At 72.4% G+C, this 20,239-nt stretch carries 15 protein-coding genes; 7 read left to right on the top strand and 8 right to left on the bottom strand.

The genetic code is table 11. The features are described from left to right. Window positions 1-4: 4 nt before the first annotated feature. The 4 genes from ACIPSE_RS18745 to ACIPSE_RS18730 all read right to left on the bottom strand — a co-directional run bounded on the left by ACIPSE_RS18745 (window position 5) and on the right by ACIPSE_RS18730 (window position 8,007). Entirely contained in the window at window positions 5-742 is a 738-nt protein-coding gene (locus ACIPSE_RS18745) for a vWA domain-containing protein (protein WP_401663889.1), read from the bottom strand. A 113-nt stretch (window positions 743-855) separates the two neighbouring features. Beyond that, on the bottom strand, window positions 856-2,316 hold the full coding sequence (locus ACIPSE_RS18740) for a glutamate synthase subunit beta (protein ID WP_401663887.1): 1,461 nt from the start codon (window positions 2,314-2,316) through the stop codon (window positions 856-858). Then, window positions 2,309-6,907, bottom strand: a complete 4,599-nt coding sequence (gene gltB, locus ACIPSE_RS18735) for a glutamate synthase large subunit (protein ID WP_401663885.1) — start codon at window positions 6,905-6,907, stop codon at window positions 2,309-2,311. The genes ACIPSE_RS18740 and gltB overlap by 8 nt, the downstream gene beginning before the upstream one ends. 368 nt (window positions 6,908-7,275) lie before the next feature. Further along, entirely contained in the window at window positions 7,276-8,007 is a 732-nt protein-coding gene (locus ACIPSE_RS18730; RefSeq protein WP_401663882.1) for a VIT1/CCC1 transporter family protein, read from the bottom strand. 296 nt (window positions 8,008-8,303) lie between these two features. On the opposite strand from ACIPSE_RS18730, the gene ACIPSE_RS18725 reads away from it, so the two are divergent. The 7 genes from ACIPSE_RS18725 to ACIPSE_RS18695 all read left to right on the top strand — a co-directional run bounded on the left by ACIPSE_RS18725 (window position 8,304) and on the right by ACIPSE_RS18695 (window position 16,061). After that, the gene (locus ACIPSE_RS18725) at window positions 8,304-9,323 is read left to right on the top strand and encodes an ADP-ribosylglycohydrolase family protein (RefSeq protein WP_401663880.1); all 1,020 of its coding nucleotides are present in this window, start codon (window positions 8,304-8,306) and stop codon (window positions 9,321-9,323) included. Window positions 9,324-9,457: 134 nt separating this feature from the next. Next, window positions 9,458-10,585, top strand: a complete 1,128-nt coding sequence (locus tag ACIPSE_RS18720) for an ADP-ribosylglycohydrolase family protein (RefSeq protein ID WP_401663877.1) — start codon at window positions 9,458-9,460, stop codon at window positions 10,583-10,585. A gap of 8 nt (window positions 10,586-10,593) precedes the next feature. Then, window positions 10,594-11,808 carry an ADP-ribosylglycohydrolase family protein gene (locus ACIPSE_RS18715; protein ID WP_401663875.1) on the top strand — a complete coding sequence of 405 codons (1,215 nt, stop codon included), beginning with the start codon at window positions 10,594-10,596 and terminating at the stop codon, window positions 11,806-11,808. After that, window positions 11,796-13,163 carry an ADP-ribosylglycohydrolase family protein gene (locus ACIPSE_RS18710; RefSeq protein WP_401663873.1) on the top strand — a complete coding sequence of 456 codons (1,368 nt, stop codon included), beginning with the start codon at window positions 11,796-11,798 and terminating at the stop codon, window positions 13,161-13,163. Before ACIPSE_RS18715 ends, ACIPSE_RS18710 begins: the two co-directional genes overlap by 13 nt. Next, window positions 13,160-14,053 carry a ribokinase gene (gene rbsK / locus ACIPSE_RS18705; protein WP_401663871.1) on the top strand — a complete coding sequence of 298 codons (894 nt, stop codon included), beginning with the start codon at window positions 13,160-13,162 and terminating at the stop codon, window positions 14,051-14,053. The genes ACIPSE_RS18710 and rbsK overlap by 4 nt, the downstream gene beginning before the upstream one ends. Continuing rightward, window positions 14,050-15,240, top strand: a complete 1,191-nt coding sequence (locus tag ACIPSE_RS18700) for a CaiB/BaiF CoA transferase family protein (RefSeq protein WP_401663869.1) — start codon at window positions 14,050-14,052, stop codon at window positions 15,238-15,240. Before rbsK ends, ACIPSE_RS18700 begins: the two co-directional genes overlap by 4 nt. Beyond that, on the top strand, window positions 15,237-16,061 hold the full coding sequence (locus tag ACIPSE_RS18695; protein ID WP_401663867.1) for an HpcH/HpaI aldolase/citrate lyase family protein: 825 nt from the start codon (window positions 15,237-15,239) through the stop codon (window positions 16,059-16,061). The genes ACIPSE_RS18700 and ACIPSE_RS18695 overlap by 4 nt, the downstream gene beginning before the upstream one ends. A 58-nt stretch (window positions 16,062-16,119) precedes the next feature. Here ACIPSE_RS18695 and lgt read toward each other — a convergent pair whose 3' ends face one another. The 4 genes from lgt to trpB all read right to left on the bottom strand — a co-directional run bounded on the left by lgt (window position 16,120) and on the right by trpB (window position 20,214). Beyond that, on the bottom strand, window positions 16,120-17,139 hold the full coding sequence (gene lgt, locus ACIPSE_RS18690; protein ID WP_401663865.1) for a prolipoprotein diacylglyceryl transferase: 1,020 nt from the start codon (window positions 17,137-17,139) through the stop codon (window positions 16,120-16,122). Between the two features lie 94 nt (window positions 17,140-17,233). After that, window positions 17,234-18,010, bottom strand: coding sequence for a DsbA family protein (locus tag ACIPSE_RS18685; protein WP_401663863.1), 777 nt, complete (start codon window positions 18,008-18,010; stop codon window positions 17,234-17,236). A 102-nt stretch (window positions 18,011-18,112) separates the two neighbouring features. After that, a complete protein-coding gene (trpA, locus tag ACIPSE_RS18680; RefSeq protein ID WP_401663860.1) occupies window positions 18,113-18,931 on the bottom strand; it encodes a tryptophan synthase subunit alpha in 819 nt (272 codons plus the stop codon). Then, complete coding sequence (gene trpB / locus ACIPSE_RS18675; RefSeq protein WP_401663857.1) at window positions 18,928-20,214, bottom strand: tryptophan synthase subunit beta; 1,287 nt, start codon at window positions 20,212-20,214, stop codon at window positions 18,928-18,930. The genes trpA and trpB overlap by 4 nt, the downstream gene beginning before the upstream one ends. Window positions 20,215-20,239 lie beyond the last annotated feature (25 nt).

Genomic DNA, 20,239 nt, shown 5'->3' with positions numbered 1-20,239 from the left:
CGGTTCAGGCGTGGGGCACGGCGGCCGGGACGATGCCTTGCGCGCGCGCCGCGGCCAGCCATTCCGGGAACTCCCCGACGATCCGGTCGTACAGCTCGGCGTCCGTCACCTTCCGCGGTTCCGGGCCGAGGTGGAAGAACCCGGCGTTGTCGACGACCCGCTTGTCCGGCACGGACAGCTCGTCCAGCTTGCGCAGATAGTCGAACTGCCTGCTCCCGCGGTCCCCGAAGCCGACGAACTGCCAGAACAGCGGCAGCCGGGCCGCCTTGCACAGGTACCGTTCCGCGGCGAGCTTGTTGATGGGCCCTCCGTCGGTCTGGAACACCACCAGGGCGGGGGCGGTGGCCCCGCTGTCGAGGTAGTGGTCGATGACGGCGTCCATCGCCAGGTGGTAGCTGGTCTTCCCCATGTGCCCGAGCCCGGCCACGATCCGCTCGATGCGGCCCTGGTGATCGGCGAGCGCGATCTCGGTGACGGCGTCCACGTCCGTGGAGAAGAACACCACCGGCACCCGGCCGTCGTCGTCCAGTTGCGCGGACAGCCCGAGCACCCGGTCGGCGAGCGCCTGCACACTGCCGTCCTTGTAGTACGGCTTCATCGACCCCGAGTAGTCGACGACGAGGTACACGCTGGCCCGCTGCCCCTGAAGACCGTGCTTCGTGAGGGACACCCCGGCCGACTTGTACAGGCTGACCAGCGCGGGCGCGGTCTCCTGAACCTTGCTGAGACTGATCGCCACCATGGCCTCACTCTGCCATGGATACGACAGCGCCCGCCCACGTCCGGTCGGGGACAGGAGGGCGAGCGCTGTCGGTGTTCCGTACGCCTTTGTACGGGACGTCTATCGGGGCCGGATCACACCATCAGGGAGCGGTCCGTGGGGCGGATCGGCGCGGGGAGTTCGCTCGCGCCGGTCAGGAAGCGGTCGCAGCCGCGGGCGGCCGAGCGGCCCTCGGCGATCGCCCAGACGATGAGCGACTGGCCGCGGCCGGCGTCACCGGCGACGAACACGCCGGGGACGTTGGTCTGGAAGTCGGCGTCGCGGGCGACGTTGCCGCGCTCGTCGAGGTCCAGGCCGAACTGCTCGACGAGGCCGTTCTCGCGGTCGGTGCCGGTGAAGCCCATCGCGAGGGTGACCAGCTGGGCGGGGATCTTGCGCTCCGTGCCCGGCTTCGGGGTCAGCCTGCCGTCGACGAACTCGACCTCGGTGAGGTGCAGCCACTGGACGTTGCCGTCCTCGTCGCCCTCGAAGTGGGTGGTGGAGACGGAGTAGACCCGCTCGCCGCCCTCCTCGTGCGCGGAGGTCACCTTGTAGAGCATCGGGAAGGTCGGCCACGGCTGGCCCGCGTTCCGCTCCTCGCCCGGCCGGGGCATGATCTCCAGCTGGGTGACGGAGGCCGCGCCCTGGCGGTGGGCGGTGCCCACGCAGTCGGCGCCGGTGTCGCCGCCGCCGATGACGACGACGTGCTTGCCCTCGGCGGTGATGGGCGCGACGACGTAGTCGCCCTCCTGCACCTTGTTGGCGAGCGGCAGGTACTCCATCGCCTGGTGGATGCCGTTCAGCTCCCGCCCGGGGACGGGCAGGTCACGCGCGGTCGTGGCGCCGGCGGCGATGACGACGGCGTCGTACCGCTTCTTGAGGTCGGTCGCCTTGAGGTCGCGGCCGATCTCGATGCCGGTGCGGAAGCGGGTGCCCTCCGCGCGCATCTGCTCGATGCGGCGGTTGATGTGCCGCTTCTCCATCTTGAACTCGGGGATGCCGTACCGCAGGAGGCCGCCGACCCGGTCCGCGCGCTCGTAGACGGCGACGGTGTGACCCGCCCGGGTCAGCTGCTGCGCGGCGGCCAGGCCCGCGGGGCCCGAGCCGATGACGGCGACGGTCTTGCCCGACAGGCGCTCGGGGGCCTGCGGGGCGACGGTGCCCTCGTCCCACGCCTTGTCGATGATCGAGACCTCGACGTTCTTGATGGTCACGGCCGGCTGGTTGATGCCGAGCACGCACGCCGACTCGCACGGGGCCGGGCACAGCCGGCCCGTGAACTCCGGGAAGTTGTTGGTGGCGTGCAGGCGCTCGGAGGCCGCCGTCCAGTCCTCGCGGTAGGCGTAGTCGTTCCACTCGGGGATGAGGTTCCCGAGCGGACAGCCGTTGTGGCAGAACGGGATGCCGCAGTCCATGCAGCGGCTGGCCTGCTCGCTGATGATCGGCAGCAGGGAGCCGGGGACGTAGACCTCGTTCCAGTCCTTGAGCCGGACGTCGACGGGGCGGGACTTGGCGACCTCACGGCCGTGGTTGAGGAAGCCCTTCGGGTCAGCCATTGATCGCCGCCTCCATCATCTTCTCGGTGATCTCGGTCTCGGTGAGACCGGCCTGCTCGGCGGCGGCCTTGGCGGCGAGCACTGCCTTGTACGTGCTGGGGATGATCTTGCTGAAGCGCTCCGCGGAGGCGTCCCAGTCGACGAGCAGCTTCTCGGCGACCGTGGAGCCGGTCTCCTCCGCGTGGCGGCGCACCACGTCGTGCAGCCACTGCTTGTCGCTGTCGTCCAGCGCCTCGACGGCGTCCAGGTTGCCGGCGTTGACGTTGTCGCGGTCGAGGTCGATCACGTACGCGACGCCGCCCGACATACCGGCCGCGAAGTTGCGGCCCGTCTCGCCGAGGACGACCGCGTGACCGCCGGTCATGTACTCGCAGCCGTGGTCGCCCACGCCCTCCGAGACCACCAGGGCACCGGAGTTGCGGACGCAGAACCGCTCGCCGGTCCGGCCGCGCAGGAACAGCTCGCCGCCGGTCGCGCCGTACGCGATGGTGTTGCCCGCGATGGTCGAGTACTCGGCGAGGTGGTCGGCGCCGCGGTCCGGGCGGACGACGACCCGGCCGCCGGAGAGGCCCTTGCCGACGTAGTCGTTGGCGTCGCCCTCCAGGCGCAGCGTGACACCGCGCGGGAGGAAGGCGCCGAAGGACTGGCCGGCGGAGCCGGTGAAGGTGATGTCGACGGTGTCCTCGGGCAGGCCCGCGCCGCCGAACTTCTTCGTCACCTCGTGGCCGAGCATGGTGCCGACCGTGCGGTTGATGTTGCGGATGGAGACCTGGGCGCGCACCGGCTGTGCGTCGGTCGCCGAGTCGGCGGCCAGGGCGTCGGCGGCGAGCTTGATCAGCTCGTTGTCGAGCGCCTTCTCCAGCCCGTGGTCCTGGGCGACGATCCGGTGGCGCACCGCGCCCTCGGGCAGCTGCGGCACGTAGAAGAGCGGGGCCAGGTCGAGGCCCTGCGCCTTCCAGTGGTCGACGGCCCGTGTGACGTCGAGGGCCTCGGCGTGACCGACGGCCTCCTCGATGGAGCGGAAGCCCAGCTCGGCGAGGATCTCGCGGACCTCTTCGGCGATGAACGTGAAGAAGTTGACGACGTACTCGGCCTTGCCGGAGAACCGGTCGCGCAGCACCGGGTTCTGGGTGGCGATGCCGACCGGGCAGGTGTCCAGGTGGCAGACGCGCATCATGACGCAGCCGGAGACGACGAGCGGCGCGGTCGCGAAACCGAACTCCTCGGCGCCGAGCAGCGCGGCGATGACGACGTCACGGCCGGTCTTGAGCTGGCCGTCGGTCTGGACGACGATCCGGTCGCGCAACCCGTTGAGCAGCAGCGTCTGCTGGGTCTCGGCGAGGCCGAGCTCCCAGGGACCGCCCGCGTGCTTGAGGGAGGTCAGCGGCGAGGCGCCGGTACCGCCGTCGTGGCCGGAGATGAGGACGACGTCGGCGTGGGCCTTGGAGACACCCGCGGCGACCGTGCCGACACCGACCTCGGAGACCAGCTTCACGTGGATCCGCGCCTGCGGGTTCGCGTTCTTCAGGTCGTGGATCAGCTGGGCCAGATCCTCGATGGAGTAGATGTCGTGGTGCGGCGGCGGGGAGATCAGGCCGACGCCCGGGGTGCTGTGCCGGGTCCGGGCGACCCAGGGGTACACCTTGTGGCCGGGCAGCTGGCCGCCCTCGCCGGGCTTGGCGCCCTGGGCCATCTTGATCTGGATGTCGTCCGCGTTGACGAGGTACTCGGAGGTCACGCCGAAGCGGCCGGAGGCGACCTGCTTGATGGCGCTGCGCCGGGCCGGGTCGTAGAGACGGTCCGGGTCCTCGCCGCCCTCACCGGTGTTGGACTTGCCGCCCAGCTGGTTCATGGCGATGGCGAGGGTCTCGTGCGCCTCGCGCGAGATGGAGCCGTACGACATGGCGCCGGTGGAGAAGCGCTTGACGATCTCGGAGACGGGCTCGACCTCGTCGACGGGGATCGAGGGCCGGTCGGAGGTGAAGCCGAACAGGCCGCGGAGCGTCATCAGCCGCTCGGACTGCTCGTTCACCCGGTCCGTGTACTGCTTGAAGATGTCGAAGCGGCCCGAGCGCGTCGAGTGCTGGAGGCGGAAGACCGTCTCCGGGTCGAACAGGTGCGGCTCGCCCTCGCGGCGCCACTGGTACTCGCCGCCTATGTCGAGGGCGCGGTGGGCCGGCGCGATACCGGACGCCGGGTACGCCTTGGCGTGCCGGGCGGCGACCTCCTTGGCGACGACGTCGATGCCGATGCCGCCGATCTTGGAGGCGGTGCCGTTGAAGTACTTCGCGACGAAGCCCTCTTCGAGACCGACGGCCTCGAAGACCTGGGCGCCCCGGTAGGAGGCGACGGTCGAGATGCCCATCTTCGACATGACCTTCAGAACACCCTTGCCCAGGGCGTAGATCAGGTTGCGGATGGCCTGCTCGGACTCGATGCCGGACAGGAAGGTGCCGGCGCGGACGAGGTCCTCGACGGACTCCATCGCCAGGTACGGGTTGACGGCCGCGGCGCCGAAGCCGATCAGCAGGGCGACGTGGTGGACCTCGCGGACGTCACCGGCCTCGACCAGCAGGCCCACGTGGGTGCGCTGCTTGGTGCGGATGAGGTGGTGGTGGACGGCCGCGGTGAGCAGCAGCGACGGGATCGGCGCGTGCTCGGCGTCGGAGTGCCGGTCGGAGAGGACGATCAGCCGGGCGCCGTTGTCGATGGCGGCGTCGGCCTCGGCGCAGATCTCCTCGATGCGCGCGGCGAGGGAGTCACCGCCGCCGGAGACCCGGTACAGGCCGGACAGGGTCGCGGCCTTGAAGCCGGGCATGTCGCCGTCGGCGTTGATGTGGATGAGCTTGGCCAGCTCGTCGTTGTCGATCACCGGGAAGGGCAGGGTGACCGAGCGGCAGGAGGCGGCCGTGGGGTCGAGCAGGTTGCCGGCCGGGCCGAGGGAAGAGCGCAGCGAGGTGACGAGCTCCTCGCGGATGGCGTCCAGCGGCGGGTTGGTGACCTGCGCGAACAGCTGGGTGAAGTAGTCGAAGAGCAGCCGCGGGCGCTCGCTGAGCGCGGCGATCGGCGAGTCGGTGCCCATCGAACCGATCGGCTCCGCACCGGCCTTGGCCATCGGCGCGACGAGGACGCGCAGCTCCTCCTCGGTGTAACCGAAGGTCTGCTGGCGGCGGGTGACCGAGGCGTGGGTGTGCACGATGTGCTCACGCTCGGGCAGGTCGGGCAGCTCGATCTCGCCGGCCTCCAGCCACTCGGCGTAGGGCTGCTCGGCGGCGAGGGCGGCCTTGATCTCGTCGTCCTCGATGATGCGGTGCTCGGCGGTGTCGACGAGGAACATCCGGCCCGGCTGGAGGCGGCCCTTGCGGACGACCTTGGCGGGGTCGATGTCGAGGACGCCGACCTCGGAGCCGAGGACGACGAGGCCCTCGTCGGTGACCCAGTAGCGGCCGGGGCGCAGACCGTTGCGGTCGAGAACGGCGCCGACCTGGGTGCCGTCGGTGAAGGTGACGCAGGCCGGGCCGTCCCAGGGCTCCATCATCGTGGAGTGGTACTGGTAGAAGGCACGCCGGGCCGGGTCCATGGAGTCGTGGTTCTCCCACGCCTCCGGGATCATCATCAGGACCGAGTGCGGAAGCGAACGCCCACCGAGGTGGAGCAGTTCGAGCACCTCGTCGAAGGACGCCGAGTCGGAGGCGTCCGGCGTACAGACGGGGAAGATCCGGTCGAGCGCCTTGTCGTCGCCGCCGAAGAGGTCGGAGACGAGCTGCGACTCACGGGCGACCATCCAGTTGCGGTTGCCCTTGACGGTGTTGATCTCACCGTTGTGCGCGACGAAGCGGTACGGGTGCGCGAGCGGCCACGACGGGAAGGTGTTCGTGGAGAAGCGCGAGTGGACGAGGGCGATCGCCGAGCCGAAGCGGCGGTCGGACAGGTCCGGGAAGAAGGGTTCGAGCTGGCCGGTGGTCAGCATGCCCTTGTGGACGATCGTGCGCGCGGACAGCGAGGGGAAGTAGACGTCGACCTCGCGCTCGGCGCGCTTGCGCAGCACGAACGCCTTGCGGTCGAGGTCGATGCCGGTGCTCGCGCCGTCGCTCACGAAGATCTCGCGGAAGACCGGCATGGTCGAGCGGGCGGTGGCGCCGAGCAGCTCGGGGGCGACGGGGACGCCGCGCCAGCCGAGGACGGTGAGGCCTTCCTCGGCGGCGATCGTCTCGATGCGCGCGACGGCGTCCTCGGTGCCGTCCTCGGGGAGGAAGGCGATGCCGACGGCGTAGGCGCCGGCCTCGGGGAGCTCGAATCCGGCGACCTCGCGGAAGAAGGTGTCCGGGACCTGCGTCAGGATGCCCGCGCCGTCGCCCGAGTCGGGCTCGGAGCCGGTGGCACCGCGGTGCTCCAGGTTGCGCAGAACGGTGAGCGCCTGCTCGACCAGCGCATGGCTCGCCTCGCCGGTGAGAGTGGCCACGAAGCCGACGCCGCAGGCGTCCTTTTCGTTGCGGGGGTCGTACATACCCTGCGCAGCAGGGCGAGCATCCATGAAGGACCACTTCTGGCCATTCGCGGAGTGCTGGGACGGCTGGCGCGGCGTACGCATCGGCTCTCCCGTCGTCGTCTCAAGTGGCATGTGTGTTGCGAAGGGACGACGTTGGCCCTCTGCGTAAGCGCAAAATTTCGTGCAGGTTACATGATGGAGCGGTTCTCGGGAACCGGATACTCCGTTCCAACATGCGGACGCCACGCGGGTGCGACGGGGGTATCGCAACGTGGCTTGAAGTATGTGGGACCGAACGGGACAGATCGGTGTCCGACGGTCCGGGGGCGGAGCGGGCGACGTAGCCCGCCTCGCGGATGCGCGGCAGGCGTCATTGCCCACAGCGCTTACGGCTCATGCCCAGTGGTTAAGCGTTCGAAACCAGTGAGTAACGGCTACTTATACGGCCCATCGCATAAGTAGCGGTCGACCTATCCTACGGCCGTTCCGAACAGAGTGCCCAGGACGTACGTCACACCGGCCGCCGCACCCCCCAGGGCGAGCTGCCGCACTCCGCTGAACCACCAGCTCCGCGCGGTCACCTTGGCCACGAGCGCACCGCAGGCGAAGAGCCCGGCGAGCGCCAGCAGCACGGCCGGCCACAGGGTCGTGGCGCCGAGCAGATACGGCAGGACGGGCAGCAGGGCGCCCAGCGCGAAGGCGCCGAACGACGAGCCGGCCGCGACGAGCGGCGAGGGCAGATCCCCGGGATCGATCCCCAGCTCCTCACGCGCGTGTATCTCCAGGGCCTGCTCGGGATCGCGGGACAGCTGCCGCGCGACCTCACGCGCCAGCGCCGGCTCGACGCCCCGGCCCTCGTAGAGCGCGGCGAGCTCCCGCTCCTCGTCCACCGGATGCTTGCGCAACTCCCGCCGCTCCACGTCCAGTTCGGCCTCGACGAGCTCCCGCTGCGAGGCCACGGAGGTGTACTCGCCGGCCGCCATGGAGAAGGCGCCGGCGGCGAGCCCGGCCAGCCCCGTCAGGACGACGGTCCGCGGGGCGACGGCCCCGCCCGCGACACCGGTCATCAGGGCGAGGTTGGAGACGAGCCCGTCCATGGCGCCGAAGACGGCGGGGCGCAGCCAGCCGCCGTTCACATCGCGGTGGGTGTGGTTGTCGCGGTGCGCCTCGTGCAGCGGCGCCTCGGTCTCGATGATGGCCATCGGGGGTCCCCCAGAAAAAGAGCTGAGCCAAAGCCGAGCCCCGACTGAGCCAAGGCTAACTTTAGACGAATTCCAACTATTGACAACTAGACTCTACGTCGCGGAATTCCCGCCCGCCAGGAAGGAAAGGCTGGGCTAACCTGCGGTTTTACCCTCGAATGCACATACGGTCGCGACCCCGCTCACCTGTCGACCGGGTGACGCTGGGGCGCGTGAGGCTCAGTTCGGCCGCCTCCCGTGGGACACATCCCGAAAGGCCCCGCACCCCTCGCGGGGCCCCGGAGGAGAGGCCGCGTATGGCATCGACCGCCTGCATCCCCCCGGTCCCGGCACCCGGTGACGCCGCCGAACTCCGCGAACGGGCCCGCGGCGCCCTGCTGGGCCTCGCGGTCGGGGACGCGCTCGGCGCCCCGGCGGAGAACATGAAGCCGTCACAGATCAGAGCCCGCTGGGGCCGCATCACCGGCTACGTGTCGGACACGCCCCAGGGCACGGACGACACCGAGTACGCGATCTTCTCGGGCCTGCTGCTCGCCCGCCACGGCTCGGCGCTGACCCCCGCCCATGTCGAGGCCGCCTGGCACCAGTGGATCGCCGACCTCGACGAAGGGCCCTTCCGGGGCGCCGGCTTCAGCGAACGCGGCACCCTGGAGAACCTCCGCCGGGGCCTGGCCGCCCCCATCTCCGCCCAGCACCGCCACGCCTGGAGCGACGGCCTCGCCATGCGCGCGGCCCCCTTCGGCGTCTTCGCCGCGGGCCGCCCCGCCGAGGCGGCCCGGCTGGTCGCCATCGACGGCTCGGTCAGCCACGAGGGCGAGGGCATCTACGGCGGCCAGGCGGTCGCCGCGGGCGTCGCCGCCGCGATGGCGGGCGCCCCGACGCTCGCGGTCGTCGCCTCCGCGCTCGCGGTGGTCCCCGACGACTCCTGGACCGCCCGCTCCCTGCGACGCGCGGTCGCGGTGGCCCACCGCGGCGAACGCGCGGTCCGCTCCGCGGTCGTCATCGGCGGCTATCCCTGGACCGACCTCGCCCCCGAAGCCGTCGCCCTCGCCTTCGGCGCGTACGCGGCGGCCGACGGCGCCTTCGAGGAGGCGGTCCTCACCGCGGTCAACATGGGCCGCGACGCCGACACGACGGCGGCGGTCGCGGGCGCGCTGGCGGGCGCGGCACAGGGCGCCGCCGCGATCCCCGTCCCCTGGGCGACGGCCATCGGCCCGGCCCGGGGCACCTGCCTCCCCTCCATGGCGGGCCACCACGTCCTGGACGTGGCCGACCTCCTCACGCCGGACCAGCCAGAGAAGTGGACGACGAAGTGACAGAACTCCAGAACCCGCACCTCCCAGCGCTCCAGAACCCGCATCTCCCAGCCCGTCCGGCGTTCGAGGACGAAGCCCCTTCAGGGCCGAAGCGGGGGTCCGGAGGCGGCAGCCCCCGGGAAGGGGCGGCGGGGGTGAGGACAGAGAGACGCCACCGCATCGAGGGCCTCCTCCTGGGCCTGGCCGCGGGCGACGCCGCCGGCTGGCCCGCCGCCCGCCACCGAGCCGCCCGCATGCCCACCTGGACCCGCCGCCTCACCCGCGAACTCGACACCTTCGCCGAGGAGAACGCCACCACCACCCTCCCCGTCCCCATCGCCCTCAACCAACCCCCCGAGCCCCTCCGCCTCGGCCCCTCCGACGACGCCGAATGGGCGGCCTTCGCCGCGGAGGCCCTCCTGCGCGCGGGCGACGACACCGCCCTCGGCGACCTCAGCCGCGAACGGCGGACCCGCGCCGCCATCGACCTCGCGTGGAACGCCCTCGCCAGTGAGGTCGCCGCCGCCGCGGACCGCGCCCCGGAGGTGGAGTCCGCCGTCCTCCCCCTGCGCGCCCGCATCTCGGTCCGCGCCGGCCTCGGCAACCTCGCCACCGGCCTGCGCCCGCCCGCCACCGGCCACGACAACCCGCACTACTTCGACGACGCCGCCTGCGTCAGGGCCTGCGTCCTCGCGGTGGCCCACCCCGGCAGCCCCCGACTCGCCGCGGAACTGGCCGAGTTCGACGCCCGCTACACCCAGGACGGCGACGGTGTGCACGGCGCGAGAGCGATGGCGGCGGCCCTCTCCCTCGCCCTCACCGGAGCCGACATCCACGCGTGCACGACGGCCGCGCTCGCCGAACTCCCGGAGTACACGGAGATCGGCCGCAACGCCCGCCACGCGCTGAAGCTCGCCCAGGACGCGCCGAACGCGTTCAGCCTGATCCCCCTGCTGGAACACCAGATCGTCGACCACGTCTACAGCTACGGCATCGCGGCGGCGGAGACGGTCCCGGTGGCCCTCGCGCTGGCCACGGCCGCCCAGGGCCGGATCGAGGAGGCGGTACCGGCCGCGGCCTGTCTCTCCCGGGTCGCGGACTCGGCACCCGCGCTGGCGGGAGCGCTCACCGGCGCCCTAGGCGGCGGTACGGCGATCCCGACCGGCTGGCGGGACACGTGCCGCACGCTCTGCGGCTGCGCGCTCCCCCGGCTGACCGGCACCGACCTGGTGGAACTCGCCGGACTCCTGGAAGCCACGCAACCGGCCCCGCCAGGAGGATGATTCGGGTCATGGCACCCGAAAACCCCCATACCACCATCCCGTCGACGCCTGCGCCCTCGCCCCTCGCCCCGTCCGACCACCCCCTGGAGGACCGTGTCACCGCCGCGCTCGTGGGCGCGGCGGTCGGCGACGCCCTGGGCGGCCCCGTCGAGGGCTACTCCCCGGACCAGATCCTCGAACGCCACGCGGGCCGCGTCCACGGCGTCGTCGGCCCCTGGAACGGCGACGCCTGGCGCACCGCCCGCCCGATCGCGCCGTACCACAAGGGCGACGGCCACGTCACCGACGACACCTTGATGACCCACGCCCTGATCAGGGTGTACGCCAAGGTCCGCGACCATCTCGACGCGTACGCGATCGCCGACCACCTGGTCCCCGACCTGATGACGACCCCCCGCTGGATCCCCGAGCTGGAGGCGGAGGCCCTCCCCCTGCACCGGGTCTTCCTCGCGGAGAAGTGGCTCGTCACCCGCATCCACTACGCCCACGCCGATCCCCGCGAGGCGGGCGTCGGCAACATCGTCAACTGCGGTGCGGCGATGTACATGGCCCCGGTCGGCCTGGTCAACGCGGCGAACCCGGCCGCGGCCTACCGGGAGGCCCTGGAGATCGCGGGCGCCCACCAGTGGTCGTACGGCCGGGAGGCGGCGGCGGTGTTCGCGGCGGCGGTCGCCGCGGCCTGTGCCCCGGACGCGACGCCCGGCACGGTGGTCGCGGCCTGTCTCGCGCTCGCGAAGGACGGCACCCGCGCGGCGATCGAGAAGGTCTGCGAAGAGGCGTCCCGGCACCGGGACTTCGAGTCGGCGCTCGCGCCGCTGCGCGCCGCCGTCGCCCCCTACGACACGGTCGGCCCCGACTACCGCGCCCCCTCCCTCGGCGCCCGCCGTCCCTCCCGGCTGCACGCGATCGAGGAACTCCCCGTCGCGCTCGGCATGATGCTCGTGTCCGGCGGCGACTTCCGGCAGGCGGTGCTGGGTTCGGTGAACTACGGCCGTGACTGCGACTCGATCGCCACGATGGCCGGCGCGATCGCGGGCGCCCTCGGCTCGCCGCCGCCGCGGGACTGGGCGAAGACGGTCGCCGAGGCGAGCCGTCTCGACCTGTGGGCCCCGGCGGCCGAACTCACCGCCGTCACCCGGGAGATCCACGAACGGGACCTCCGCAGGCACCGCGCCCACGAGGCCGCGTTCGCCGCGCTCGGAGGCCCGAGATGCTCCGACTGACCTGGGTCCAGCCGGAGGACCTGCTGGGCCACGAGCTGCGCCAGGCGGCCCTGGACGGCCGCGAGGTCTCGGTGATCGCGGCACGCTGGCGGGCGGCGGGCGGCACGGAGGCCCCGCCCCGCGCGGGCGCCTCGCCCGAGCCGGCGTCGGACTACCTGCGCCGCCTCGCCAGGGACCTGCTGGACGAACTGGCCGACGTACCCGGCGCGTTGGCGGAACAGGAGCCCACCGCCCTCGCCCGTGTGAAGGCAGCCTGCCCCGACTGGCCGTCCCCTCCACAGGCCCCCGTCGCTCCCCCGCCCCACGCCGCCTACGAGGCCGCCTGGCTCGGCCGCGCCGTCGGCTGCCTGCTCGGCAAGCCCGTCGAGAAGCTCCCCCTGGACGCGATCCGGCAACTCGCCGGCGCCACCGGAAACTGGCCCCTGACCACGTACTTCACCGCCCGGGGCGTCCCGGCGGAGCTCCTGGCCGCCCACCCCTGGAACCGGCGTTCGGCCACCACCTCCCTCGCCGAGAACATCGACGGCATGCCCGAGGACGACGACCTCAACTACCCCTTGCTGAACCTTCTGCTGCTGCAACGCCACGGCCGGGGCTTCACCACCGCGGACGTGGCCGCCCTCTGGCTGGACGAACTCCCCGCGGGCCGCACCTTCACGGCCGAACGCGTCGCCCTGCGCAATCTGCTGCTCGGCCTCGAACCCCCGCACACGGCCCGCCACCGCAACCCGTTCCGCGAGTGGATCGGCGCCCTGATCCGCGCGGACGTCCACGGCTGGACCAACCCCGGCGACCCGGGCGCCGCGGCCGAACAGGCCCACCGGGACGCCGCCCTCACCCACACCGCGAACGGCGTCTACGCGGCGATGTTCACGGCGGCCGTCATCGCCGCGGCGGCGACCGGCACCCACGACGTCCACGCCTGTCTGCGCATTGGCCTCACCGTCGTCCCACCGGACTCCCGCCTGGCCCGGGCCGTCCGGCACGCCGTCCTGCTCGCCCGCCGCACACCCGACTTCGACACGGTCGTCGACACGCTCCACGCCACCTACGCGGCCACCCACCACTGGGTCCACGCGATCCCCAACACCGCCCTGATCGCCGCCGCCCTCACCCACGCGGACGGCGACTTCACCGGCTCCGTGTGCCGCGCGGTCGGCGGCGGCTGGGACACCGACTCCAACGGCGCCACGGCGGGCAGCGTCTCGGCGTTCCTCGCCGGCAGCCCCGCCGCCCTCCCCGACCGCTGGACGGCCCCGCTCAAGAACCGGCTCGCCACCTCCGTCGGGGACTTCGACGGCACCGGCTTCGACGCGCTGGCCCACCTCACCCACCTGGAGGCTTCCCGCCCATGACCCATATCGCCGTGCTCGGCAGCACCAACATGGACCTCGTCGCCTACGTCGAGAAGGCCCCCGCGCTCGGAGAGACCGTGACGGGACGGGAGTTCCGTACGGTCCCCGGCGGCAAGGGCGCCAACCAGGCGATCGCGGCGGCCCGCGCGGGCGCCGACGTCTCGATGATCGGCGCCGTCGGCAACGACGCCTACGGACCGCGGCTGCGGGCCACCCTCGAACACTCCGGAGTCGTCACCGACCATCTGCGCACCACCGAGGGCCCGTCCGGCACCGCGCACATCGTCGTGGACGACGAGGGCGGCAACGCGATCGTCGTGATCCCCGCCGCGAACGGCACCGTCGACCACCTCGCGCCCGGCGACGAGGGCCTCATCGCCTCGGCGGACGCCCTGCTCCTCCAGCTGGAGATCCCCCTGGCGGCGGTGGTGGCGGGCGCGCAGGCCGCGCGCGCCCATGGTGTCCGGACGATCCTCACGCCGGCCCCGGCCCGGCCCCTGCCGCCCGAACTCCTCGCCGCCACCGACCTGTTGCTGCCCAACGAGCACGAGGCGACCACCCTCACCGGCCTCACCGACCCGATCGCGGCGGCCCGCGCGCTCCTGGAGCAGGTGCCCGAGGTCGTCATCACGCTCGGCGCGGCCGGCAGCCTCTATCTGACCCGCGGCGCCGAACCCCTCGCCGTCCCCGCCCAGCGGGTCACCGCCGTGGACTCCACCGGCGCGGGCGACACCTTCGCCGGAACGCTCGCCGTGGCGCTCGCCGAGGAGCGGCCGATCCGCGAGGCCATGCGCTGGGCGGCAGCGGCGGCGGCCCTGTCGGTGCAGCGGGAAGGGGCCTCGGCGTCGATGCCGTACCGCTCCGAGATCGAGACGCGGTACGGCTCATGACCGCCGCCCCGCTGTCCGGGCTGCGCGTCCTGGACCTCGCCACCCTGTTCGCGGGCCCCCTCGCGGCCACCCTGCTCGGCGACTTCGGCGCGGAGGTCGTCAAGGTCGAGCACCCCGCCAAGCCCGACCCGTCCCGGGGGCACGGCCCCGCCAAGGACGGCATCGGCCTGTGGTGGAAGGTGCTGGGCCGCAACAAGCGCACCATCACCCTCGACCTGTCCAGGCCCGGCGGCCGGGCCACCCTGCTCAGGCTCGTCGCCACCGCCGACGTCGTCGTCGAGAACTTCCGCCCCGGCACCCTGGAGAAGTGGGACCTGGGCTGGGACACCCTCTCCGCCGCCAACCCCCGTCTCGTCCTCGCCCGGGTCACCGCCTTCGGCCAGTTCGGGCCGCACGCCCACCGCCCCGGCTTCGGCACCCTCGCCGAGGCGCTCAGCGGGTTCGCCGCCATCACCGGCGAGCCGGAGGCGGCCCCGACGCTGCCGCCCTTCGGCCTCGCGGACTCCATCGCGGGACTCGCGACGGCGTACGCCGTGATGACCGCCCTCGCCGCCCGTGACCGCACCGGCGCGGGCCAGGTCGTCGACATGGCGATCATCGAACCGATCCTGACGGTCCTGGGCCCCCAGCCCACCTGGTACGACCAGCTCGGCTACGTCCAGGAACGCACCGGCAACCGCTCCGCCAACAACGCCCCGCGCAACACCTACCGCACCTCGGACGGCGGCTGGGTCGCCGTGTCGACCTCCGCCCAGTCGATCGCGGAGCGGGTCATGCGTCTGGTGGGCCGCGAGGATCTGATCGCCGAGCCCTGGTTCGCGACGGGCGTCGACCGCGCCCGGCACGCCGACATCCTCGACGAGGCGGTCGGCGTCTGGATCGCGGCCCGTACCCGGGACGAGGTCCTCGCGGCCTTCGAGAAGGCGGAGGCGGCGGTGGCCCCCGTCCAGGACGTGCGGGACGTGATGACGGACCCTCAGTACACGGCCCTGGACACGATCACGACCCTCCCCGACCCCGAACTCGGCCCGCTGCGTATGCAGAACGTCCTGTTCCGGCTCTCCGACACCCCCGGCGCGATCCGCTGGGCGGGCCGCCCGCACGGCGCGGACACGGACCAGGTCCTCACCGAACTGGGCCTGTCCGGGCAGGAGTTGGCGACCCTGCGCGAGGAGGGAGCGGTATGACCCCGCTGACCTGGCTCTACGCGCCGGGCGACCGTCCCGACACGGTGACCAAGGCACTGGCCGCGGGCGCCGACGTGGTCGTCGTCGACCTGGAGGACGCGGTGGCGCCGGACCGCAAGGACTACGCCCGCGCCGCCACCGCCGAACGCCTCGCCGACCCCCAGCCGCTGCCGGTCCACGTCCGGGTGAACGCCCTGGACGGCCCGCTCGCGGTCGCCGACCTGGCGGCGCTGGCCGCCCTCCCCGGCGTCTCGGGCGTCCGGCTGCCGAAGGTGACCTCGCCCCGGCAGATCGTCACCGTCGCCGAACGCACGGCTCCGGCGGAGGGCGGCGCCCTCGCTCTCTACGCCCTGCTGGAGTCGGCCCTCGGCATCGAGCACGCCCACGCGATCGCCGGCGCCCATCCCGCGCTGCGCGGCATCGCGCTCGGCGAGGCGGACCTCCGCGCGGACCTCGGCGTGCGCGAGGACGCCGGCCTGGACTGGTCCCGCTCCCGGGTCGTGGTGGCCGCCCGGGCGGCGGACCTGCCTCCCCCGCCCCAGTCGGTGCACCCCGACACCCGGGACCTGGAAGGGCTCGCCGCGTCCTGCGCCCGTGGCCGCGCCCTCGGGTTCCTGGGCCGCTCGGCGATCCACCCCCGCCAGCTCCCCGTGATCGAGCGGGCCTATCTCCCCACCGACCGGGAGATCGAGGAGGCGGAGACCGTCGTCAAGGCGGCGGCGACCGAGCAGGGCGCCCAGGCCCTGCCCGACGGGACGTTCGTCGACGCGGCCGTGGTCGCGGCGGCCCGGCGGACCCTGTCCCTGGCCCGGCGCCGCTGACATGCGGCGAGGGCGCCCGGAACGATTCCGGGCGCCCTCGCCGTCGTACGCGTGCGGGTCAGCTCTTCTTCGCGGCCTCGGCCTCGTCCTTGACCCCGGCCTCGTCCTTGACCCCGGACTCGGACTCGGACTGGGCGGACGCGTCGGCGTCCTTCTCCAGGTCCACGCTGTCGGCCTCCGCCTCCGACCCGTCCTTGGCGTCCGTCCCGGCCTCCGGCTCGGCGTCCGTCCCGGATGCGTCGTCGCCGTCGGGCGTGTCGGCTGCCTGGGGCTCGACGATCTCCTCGCGGCCCGGGCGCTTCTTCGCCGACACGACGATGTAGACCACCGCGAGCAGGAAGACCAGAAGGGCGGTCCAGTTGTTCAGCCGCAGGCCCAGGATGTGGTGGGCGTCGTCGACGCGCAGGTACTCGATCCAGAAGCGGCCCACGCAGTACGCGGCGACGTACAGGGCGAACGCCCGGCCGTGGCCCAGCTTGAAGCGGCGGTCCGCCCAGATGACGAGGAAGGCGACGCCGACGCACCACAGGGACTCGTACAGGAACGTCGGGTGGTAGGTGCCCGGGACCCGGCCGTCCGTGGAGGACGTGATCTCCAGCGCCCAGGGGAGGTCCGTCGCCCGCCCGTACAGCTCCTGGTTGAACCAGTTGCCCCAGCGGCCGATGGCCTGGGCGAGGGCGATACCGGGAGCGATGGCGTCGGCGTAGGCCGGCAGGGGGATGCCCCGGCTGCGGCAGCCGATCCACGCACCCACCGCGCCGAGGGCGATCGCGCCCCAGATGCCGAGGCCGCCCTCCCAGATCTTGAAGGCGTCCACCCAGTCACGGCCCTCGCTGAAGTACAGCTCGTAGTCCGTGATCACGTGGTAGAGCCGGCCGCCGACCAGGCCGAAGGGCACCGCCCAGACCGCGATGTCGGCTACGGTGCCGGCAGTTCCGCCGCGGGCGATCCAGCGCTTGTTGCCGAGCCAGACCGCGACGAAGACGCCGATGATGATGCAGAACGCGTAGCCGCGCAGCGGGATGGGGCCGAGGTACAGCACCCCGCGCGACGGGCTGGGAATGAAGGAAAGTTCCATGGCGTCCCCGACGCTACCGTGCCGGGCGGCGCCCACGACGGGCAGCCCGGCTACGGCTCCATAACGGGAAGGTGGGAAGAGAGGGCTGTGCCTCTTACCCCTTCGCCGCCTCCTGCACCTGCTTCTTGAGCTTCGCGGGCGTCATCGTCTGGTCCTGGTAGATGTTCTTGCCGTTGAGCAGGACCGTCGGGGTGCCGGTGAATCCGCCGCTGGTGAAGGCCGCCGCGGACTTCTTCACCCAGCTGTTGTGGGTGCCCTTCTCGACACAGGCGCGGAACGTCGCCGTGTCGAGGCCGTCGACCTTCTTCGCCAGGTCGGTCAGCTTGCTGTTCTCGGCGAAGGCGTCGTCGGTCTCCGAGGGCTGGTTCTCGTAGAGCACGTCGTGGTACGAGACGAACTTGCCGGCGTCCTGGGCGCAGGCCGCCGCGTTCGCCGCGTTGCGGGAGCCGGTGCCGCCCATGTTGCCGTCGATGATCGTGGCGAGGTGGTACTCGACCTTCAGGTCACCGGAGTCGGTCAGTTCGTGGATGGTGGAGCGGTAGGTGTCCTCGAAGGACTTGCAGGCGGGGCAGCGGAAGTCCTCCCAGACCGTGAGCGTCGACTTGGCGCCGTCCTCGCCGACCGGGATGGCCAGGCTGTCCTTGCCGGTGGCGCCCGAGGGCGCGACGACCGGCCCCGCGGAGTCGCTGCCGTCGTCCTTGCCCGCGTTGGCGGCGACCAGCCCGATCACCGCCGCGAGCCCCAGCACGCAGACGACGCTCGCCGTCATGATCAGCGTGCGCCGGCGCCTCTCCGCGGCCTTCTGCTTCTCGCGCTCGACCGCCAGCCGCTCGCGGGCGGTGCGCTTTCCCTCACGGTTCTTCTCGCTCACACCCCGGAAACGAACCGGGGAGGCGCAGCGCGCCTCCCCGGTCCCAGGTCCACCCGTTCGAGTGACCGTTTCTCTCCGTTCCGTGCGGTGACGCCGGTGTCGTCACACCTGTCCGCGCACGCCCTTGGCGAGTTCTCCGGCCAGTTCGCGCACCGCCGCGAAGCCGGTCTCGTGGTCGGGCGCGTCGAGGATGCGCTTCACGAACGCGGAGCCGACGATCACTCCGTCGGCGAACCCGGCGACCTCGGCGGCCTGGCGGGCGTCGGACACGCCGAGCCCGACGCAGACGGGCAGGTCGGTGCCGGTGGCGCGGGTGCGCTCGACGAGTTCCTTGGCCTGCGTGCCCACGGACTCGCGGGTGCCGGTCACGCCCATGAGGGAGGCGGCGTAGACGAAGCCCCGGCCCGCCGCGGTGATCTCGGCGAGGCGCTCGTCCTTGCTGCTGGGCGCCACGACGAAGACCGTCGCGAGACCGTGCTTCTCGGCGTGCTCCCTCCACAGCGCCGACTCCTGCACGGGCAGGTCGGGCAGGATGCAGCCCGCGCCGCCCGCCTCGGCGAGCTCCGCGGTGAAGCGCTCGACGCCGTAGCGGTCGATGGGGTTCCAGTACGTCATGATCAGGATCGGCTTGCCGGTGGCCTCGTAGGCCTCCTTGACCGTCCGCATGGTGTCGGCGATCTTGACGCCGCCGCGCAGGGCGATGTCGTCGGCGGTCTGGATGACCGGCCCGTCCAGGACGGGGTCGCTGTGCGGCAGCCCCACCTCCATGACGTCGGCGCCGCCGTCGAGGGCGGCCTTGATCGCCTCGATGCCGCCGTCCACGGTCGGGAACCCGGCCGGGAGGTAGGCGACGAGCGCGGCGCGGCCCTCGGCCCTGGCGCCGGCGAGAGTGTCGGACAGAAGCTGGATGTTGCCGCTCACTTGGCGTCCTCCTCGATCTCCGCGCCGGTGCCGGCCTCGTCCGCCGCGACGGCGGCGTCGGTGTCGTACAGGCCGAAGTACCGTGCGGCCGTGTCCATGTCCTTGTCACCGCGGCCGGACAGGTTGACGATGATCAGCCCGTCCTTGCCCAGCTCCTTGCCGAGTTCGAGGGCTCCGGCCAGCGCGTGGGCGCTCTCGATGGCCGGGATGATGCCCTCGGTGCGCGAGAGCAGCCGCAGGGCCTGCATCGCCGCGTCGTCGGTGACCGCGCGGTACTCGCCGCGGCCGGAGTCACGGAGGTAGGAGTGCTCGGGGCCCACACCCGGGTAGTCCAGACCGGCCGAGATCGAGTACGGCTCGGTGATCTGGCCCTCCTCGTCCTGGAGGACGTAGGAGCGGGAGCCGTGCAGGACGCCGGGCTCGCCCGCGGTGAGGGTCGCCGCGTGCTCGCCGGTGTCCACGCCGTGCCCGGCGGGCTCGCAGCCGATGAGGCGTACGTCGGCGTCGGGGATGAAGGCGTGGAAGAGGCCGATGGCGTTGGAGCCGCCGCCCACGCAGGCCACGGCCGCGTCGGGCAGCCGGCCGGTCCGCTCCAGGATCTGGCGGCGGGCCTCCACGCCGATGACGCGGTGGAAGTCGCGGACCAGCGCCGGGAAGGGGTGCGGGCCCGCGGCGGTGCCGAACAGGTAGTGCGTGCGGTCGACGTTGGCGACCCAGTCGCGGAACGCCTCGTTGATCGCGTCCTTCAGGGTGCGGCTGCCGGACTTCACGGAGATGACCTCGGCGCCGAGGATGCGCATCCGGGCCACGTTGAGCGCCTGGCGCTGGGTGTCGATCTCGCCCATGTAGATGGTGCATTCGAGGCCGAACAGGGCGCAGGCGGTGGCGGTGGCGACGCCGTGCTGGCCGGCGCCGGTCTCCGCGATCACCCGGGTCTTGCCCATGCGCTTGGTGAGCAGGGCCTGGCCGAGCACGTTGTTGATCTTGTGCGAGCCGGTGTGGTTGAGGTCCTCGCGCTTGAGGAAGATCCGGGCGCCGCCCGCGTGCTCCGCGAAGCGGGGGACCTCGGTCAGGGCGCTGGGGCGGCCGGTGTAGTTGAGGAGCAGTTCGTCGAGTTCGCGGGCGAACTCGGGGTCCTGCTTGGCCTTCTCGAACTCGACGGCCACCTCGTCCACGGCGGCGAGGAGCGCCTCCGGGATGAACTTGCCGCCGAAGGCGCCGAAGTAGCCCTCGGCGCTGGGCACCTGGCCTTCGGGGTCAGGGAAGAAGAACTGGCTGGGCATGCCGAAACCTCACGGTGAGTGCGTG

Origin of the sequence: Streptomyces sp. NPDC090106 (assembly GCF_044747265.1) — a bacterium.
Classification (GTDB): Bacteria; Actinomycetota; Actinomycetes; order Streptomycetales; family Streptomycetaceae; genus Streptomyces.
Note: the sequence above shows the minus strand (reverse complement) of the source record. Positions and strands in the feature narration are given on the sequence as shown.